We start from the raw sequence: 5,107 nt of genomic DNA on the forward strand, positions 1-5,107 counted from the left end.
GCCCCAGCGTCTTGCACGGCCCGCACCACGTGGCCCAGAAGTCGACGAGGACCGGAACCTCCAGCGACTTGCGCAGGACTTCGGCTTCGAAGGTTTCGGTGGTGGCATCGAAAACGTGGGGCAGTTCGCTCATCGGGGCGCTCTTGGGCGTGTGGGGGCGTGGCGTTCAGATGGTGTCGCGGGCCGCAGGATACAAGGCGATGTAAAAAGTGTTTGACATTCGCCGATTGACATGTAAAGTTTGCCTTACATTTTGTATAGCGAAGGTTACTCAATGCGAGTGCAGCGAGCGAAGTGGTGGATCCTGCTTTTCGGCGCCATGCTGGCGTTCTGGGGATTGCTGGCGGGGCCCGACGTGCTGCTGGGCGTCGACCTGGGCAAGTGGGGAACGGCCCTGCTGGTGACGGTCGCCTGGATCTCGATGTTTGCGGTGTCGCGCGCACCCGTGGACGAGGCCGAGCGCATCCTGTCGCCGGGTGAGTGGAAGGCCTGGGTCGGCGTCGCCTTCATGCTGGCGGCGACCGGATACTTTCTGGCCAAGGCGCATGTCTTCGCYGATGGTCCGGCGGCGGAGAATGACGGCGCCCGCGCTGTGGGACGCAACCTGGCGTTGCTGCTGGTCGCCTGGAGCGTGCTCCTGGGTGTGCTGGGCGCGCGCTGGAAGGGGCGCGTGCAGGAGGATGAGCGCGACCGCGAGATCGAAAAGCAGGCGGCAGGCTGGGGACGTGGCGCCTTGACGTTCTGCCTGATCGGACTGGCGGCGATGCTGGCGTTCTCGCCTTCCGACCGGTTGGCATGGGCCACGCACTTCATGATCGCGAACCTGCTGGTGTTCGCGCTGATGTGGGGCTGGCTGTGCGAGTACGTGGCGACGGCCTTGCTGTACTGGCGTGATCGTCGGGAGGTCCGGGCATGAGTGCCGGGCGGGAGACGGTGAAAGCGGGGTTCGGCGAGCGGTTCGCCCGCAACTCGGCCTTGGGCATGTCCGGGCTGGCGTTGTTCGCCGCCATCGCGGTGGTCGTGCAGGGCGGGGTGTTCCCCTTCCTGTCGACCACCGCCTGTTTGGCGATGTCGTATTTCTTCCGGCGTCGCGCTCGGCAGGAAGAAGCGGACCGCCGTCACGCGATCGAGGACGAGCGCGACGACGTGCTGCTGGCACCTGGTGACCGCTCGTTCCGCATTGCCGCCAGTATCTGGATGGTAGGTCTTGCCATTGCGCTGGCTTGGCCGCCTGTGCGCGAGGCGTTGCTGGCGCCCGTGTTGCGGGTGCCGGGCCTGTTGCTGGTGGGCGTGACGGTGGCCAATGTCGCGGGCCATGCGACCGTTGCGGCGCTCTATCGGCGCGATCGTGCATGACCGGCACGCCGATCGCCAATGACATCCGCCGGCTGCGCTTCGAGCGCGGCGAGATGACGCAACAGGCACTGGCCGATGCCTGTGGCGTGACACGCCAGACCATCATCGCGCTGGAGGCGGGGCGCTACGCACCGTCGCTGGAACTGGCGTTCCGCATTGCGCGGGCGTTCGGCGTGGGGATCGACGAGGTATTCAGATGGGGCGGCGAATGAACAGTGCGTGGACGTGGAGCGGGTGGGCGGCCCTGGGCGTGTTCGTGTTGGCGGTGGTCGGCTTCGGCACGGCGTTGTCCGGCTATTCGCAGGTCTGGCATCCGGTGGCGGTGCTGGGCGCGAAAGGCGTCCAGCACGCGGTGGCGTTCAACATGTTCGGATTCGTCCTGACGGGTCTGCTGGCGGCGTCGGCGGCGCTTCGCCTGCGTCGCCATGTACCGCACGACGCCGGCTGGCCGCTGCGCGTGGGCACGCAACTCATTCTGCTGTCGGCGCTGGGGTTCGCGGCGATGGGGCTGCTGCCGCTCGATCCATCGGATTTGGACAATCCGGCCAGCAGCCTGCACGCCACGGCRTGGATGCTCTGGTGGGTGGCCTTCGTGCCGGGCGCGCTGCTGATCGCGCTCGGTCTGCGTGGACGACAGTCCTGGCGCGGGCTGGCATGGGCCAGCGTCGTGGCGGCGCTGCTGGTGCTGTTCGTCGCGCTGCTGGCGGTGGAGCTGATGCCGGCGGGCCTGGCCCAGCGCATGGGCTACCTAGGCTGGCTGGGGTGGTTGTGCGTGGCGTCGCGACACCGCGGCGCGTAGGGAGCTGGCTCCGCTGCGCTCGGGTGGATGAGGGCGCGAGCTGGCCCAAGGAGCAACTGGGCTAGCGCGACCCCCCGGGCACGGTTACGGCTGGCGATACACCTTGCCGTCCTTCATCACGAAATCCACCTTCAACACGGCGTTGATGTCCTCCACCGGATTGCCGGGCACCGCCACGATATCCGCGCGCTTGCCGGCTTCGATCACGCCCTGGTCGTCCACGCCGAGCACCTCCGCCGCACGGATCGTCGCTGCCTGCAGGGCGTAAGCGGCCGGCATGCCGGCTTCGACCATGTAGACGAACTCGCGTGCGTTGTCGCCGTGCGGCCCCACGCCCATGTCCGTGCCGAAGGCGATCTTCACGCCGTTGCGGTAGGCCATGCCCGCCGTCTGCTGGATGAGTGCGCCGATGCGTTCGGCCTTCGGCCTTACCACGGCCGGGAAATAGCCATCGATCTTCGCCTTCTCGGCGACGAAGCGGCCGGCCGAGATCGTCGGGACGTACCAGGTGCCGTGCTGCTTCATCAGCCGCATCACCTCGTCGTCCATGTAGGTACCGTGCTCGATGCTGGTGACGCCACCCAGGATGGCGCGCTTCATGCCCTCCTTGCCGTGCGCGTGCGCCGCGACGCGGAAGCCGTAGTCGCGCGCGGTGTCGACGATCGCCTTGACTTCCTCGACGGTGAACTGCGGTGCGTCGCCGGACTTGGCGTAGCTCAGGACGCCGCCGGTGGCGGTGATCTTGATGACGTCGCTGCCGTCCTTGTAGCGCTGGCGCACGGCTTGGCGGGCGTCGTCGATGGAGTTGATGACGCCTTCGGTCGGTCCCGGCGGGCCAATCAGGTGCGCCAGATGGGTATTGAAGCCGTTGGTGGGATCGGCGTGGCCGCCGGTGGTGGCGATGGAGGTGCCAGCGGCGAAGATGCGCGGCCCCTTCACGRCACCCTGGTTCACGGCATCGCGCAGGTGCAGGGTCACGTCACCGCCGAGGTCGCGCACGCTGGTGAAGCCGGCCATCAAGGTCTTCTCGGCGTATCCCACCGAGCGGTAGGCGAAATCCACCGGGTCCAGGCGGAAACCTTCCGAGTAGCTCTGCGGGCTGGATTCGCCGTCCAGGTGCACGTGCAGGTCGGTCCAGCCCGGCGTGCAGGTATGGTCGGCCAGGACGATCGATTCGGCATCGGCGAGCTTGGCGCGGCCGGGGATGACCTCGGCGATCCGGCCGTCGCGGACCAGGATGGTGTGCTCACCCAGGACCTTCCCGCTGCGGGCATCGAAGACCCGGTCGCAGTGCAGGGCCAGCGTCGCCGGCGCAGCCGGTGCGGCAGCCCTCGCGGTCATGCAGGCGGTCAGGCCGCAAGCGGCCATGGCGAGGGCAAGGACGGTCTTGTTCATGTGGGATCCCCTGTTTCGACCCCGTCATGCTAACTGCTGGCATGGCGGGTCATGGTGCGCTGCGGTACCCTTGGCGGCTTTGCCGTAGCCGTCTCCGCACGCCGCCATGCCCACTGCCGCCGAACCCGTCTCCTACGATCCGAAATCCGTCGAGTCCCAGGCCCAGTCCTTCTGGGAGGCCCGGCGCGCCTTCGAGGTCGACGAGCGGTCGGACAAGCCGAAGTACTACTGCCTCTCGATGCTGCCGTATCCGTCGGGTGCGCTGCACATGGGCCATGTGCGCAACTACACGATCGGCGACGTGATCAGCCGCTACAAGCGAATGACCGGCCACAACGTGCTGCAGCCGATGGGCTGGGACGCCTTCGGCCTGCCGGCCGAGAACGCCGCGATCAAGAACAAGACCGCGCCGGCCAAGTGGACCTACGCCAACATCGACCACATGCGCAGCCAGCTGAAGTCGCTGGGCTACGCGATCGACTGGTCGCGCGAGTTCGCCACCTGCCGCCCGGACTATTACGTGCACGAGCAGCGCATGTTCACGCGCCTGCTGCGCAAGGGCCTGGCCTACCGCAAGAACTCGGTGGTGAACTGGGATCCGGTCGACCAGACCGTGCTGGCCAACGAGCAGGTCATCGATGGGCGCGGCTGGCGCAGCGGCGCGCTGGTGGAGAAGCGCGAGATTCCGCAATGGTTCCTGCGAATCACCGACTACGCGCAGGAACTGCTGGACGGGCTGGACGACCTGCCGGGCTGGCCGGATGCGGTCAAGACCATGCAGCGCAACTGGATCGGCCGTTCCGAAGGCCTGGAAATCCAGTTCAACGTCGAGGGCCACGAGCCGCTGACGGTGTTCACCACTCGACCCGACACGCTGATGGGCGTGACCTTCGTGTCGATCGCCGGTGAACATCCGCTGGCACTGAAGGCAGCGGCGTCGAATCCGGCACTGGCCGCGTTCCTGGAAGAGCTGAAGCATGGCGGCGTCTCGGAGGCGGAACTGGAGACGCAGGAAAAGCGCGGCATGGATACCGGCCTGCGCGCCATCCATCCGATCACCGGCGACCGGGTACCGGTGTGGGTCGCCAACTTCGTGCTGATGGGCTACGGCACCGGCGCGGTCATGGCCGTGCCCGGCCACGACCAGCGCGACTTCGAGTTCGCCACCAAGTACGCGTTGCCGATCCAGCAGGTCATCGCGCTGAAGGCACCGAGGAACGAGGAGGAGAAGGCCTACGACGCCACCACCTGGCGCGACTGGTACAGCGACAAGACGCGGGACGACCTGGAACTGGTCAACTCCGGCGAGTTCGACGGGCTGGACTACCGCGGCGCGTTCGAAGCTTTTGCCGAGCGCTTCGAGCGCAAGGGCCAGGGCCAGCGTCGCGTGAATTACCGCCTGYGCGACTGGGGCGTCAGCCGCCAGCGCTACTGGGGCTGCCCGATTCCCGTCATCTACTGCCAGAGCTGCGGCGCCGTGCCGGTGCCGGACGCCGACCTGCCGGTCGTGCTGCCCGAGAACGTCACCCTGGACGGCGTCAAGTCGCCGATCAAGGC

Annotated in this window: 7 protein-coding genes; 5 read left to right on the plus strand and 2 right to left on the minus strand. The window is 67.3% G+C overall.

Going from position 1 to position 5,107, the window contains the following annotated elements; translation table 11 throughout:
* Positions 1 to 133: thioredoxin family protein (locus AC04L7_RS12080; protein ID WP_475513086.1), on the minus strand; the 133-nt coding region annotated here is incomplete at its 3' end.
* Between the two features lie 141 nt (positions 134 to 274).
* Here AC04L7_RS12080 and AC04L7_RS12085 point away from each other — a divergent pair.
* The 4 genes from AC04L7_RS12085 to AC04L7_RS12100 are packed head-to-tail and all read left to right on the plus strand — an operon-like array spanning position 275 to position 2,155.
* Positions 275 to 916, plus strand: a complete 642-nt coding sequence (locus AC04L7_RS12085) for a hypothetical protein (protein ID WP_296280302.1) — start codon at positions 275 to 277, stop codon at positions 914 to 916.
* On the plus strand, positions 913 to 1,356 hold the full coding sequence (locus AC04L7_RS12090) for a hypothetical protein (protein ID WP_435999748.1): 444 nt from the start codon (positions 913 to 915) through the stop codon (positions 1,354 to 1,356). The genes AC04L7_RS12085 and AC04L7_RS12090 overlap by 4 nt, the downstream gene beginning before the upstream one ends.
* Complete coding sequence (locus tag AC04L7_RS12095; RefSeq protein ID WP_296280306.1) at positions 1,353 to 1,568, plus strand: helix-turn-helix transcriptional regulator; 216 nt, start codon at positions 1,353 to 1,355, stop codon at positions 1,566 to 1,568. Before AC04L7_RS12090 ends, AC04L7_RS12095 begins: the two co-directional genes overlap by 4 nt.
* On the plus strand, positions 1,565 to 2,155 hold the full coding sequence (locus tag AC04L7_RS12100; RefSeq protein ID WP_435999746.1) for a DUF998 domain-containing protein: 591 nt from the start codon (positions 1,565 to 1,567) through the stop codon (positions 2,153 to 2,155). The genes AC04L7_RS12095 and AC04L7_RS12100 overlap by 4 nt, the downstream gene beginning before the upstream one ends.
* 84 nt (positions 2,156 to 2,239) lie before the next feature.
* On the opposite strand, the gene AC04L7_RS12105 is transcribed toward AC04L7_RS12100, so the two are convergent.
* On the minus strand, positions 2,240 to 3,550 hold the full coding sequence (locus AC04L7_RS12105) for a metal-dependent hydrolase family protein (protein ID WP_475513084.1): 1,311 nt from the start codon (positions 3,548 to 3,550) through the stop codon (positions 2,240 to 2,242).
* A 106-nt stretch (positions 3,551 to 3,656) separates the two neighbouring features.
* Between AC04L7_RS12105 and leuS the strand changes: the two genes are divergently transcribed.
* Positions 3,657 to 5,107: leucine--tRNA ligase (leuS, locus tag AC04L7_RS12110; protein ID WP_475513085.1), on the plus strand; the 1,451-nt coding region annotated here is incomplete at its 3' end.

The sequence above is a fragment of the Pseudoxanthomonas sp. LjRoot204_2 genome, assembly GCF_056175765.1.

Bases quoted from the DNA above. Each gene is read 5' to 3' on its own strand.
- AC04L7_RS12095 (WP_296280306.1), top strand. From the start codon at position 1,353: ATGACCGGCACGCCGATCGCCAATGACATCCGCCGGCTGCGCTTCGAG.
- AC04L7_RS12090 (WP_435999748.1), top strand. From the start codon at position 913: ATGAGTGCCGGGCGGGAGACGGTGAAAGCGGGGTTCGGCGAGCGGTTC.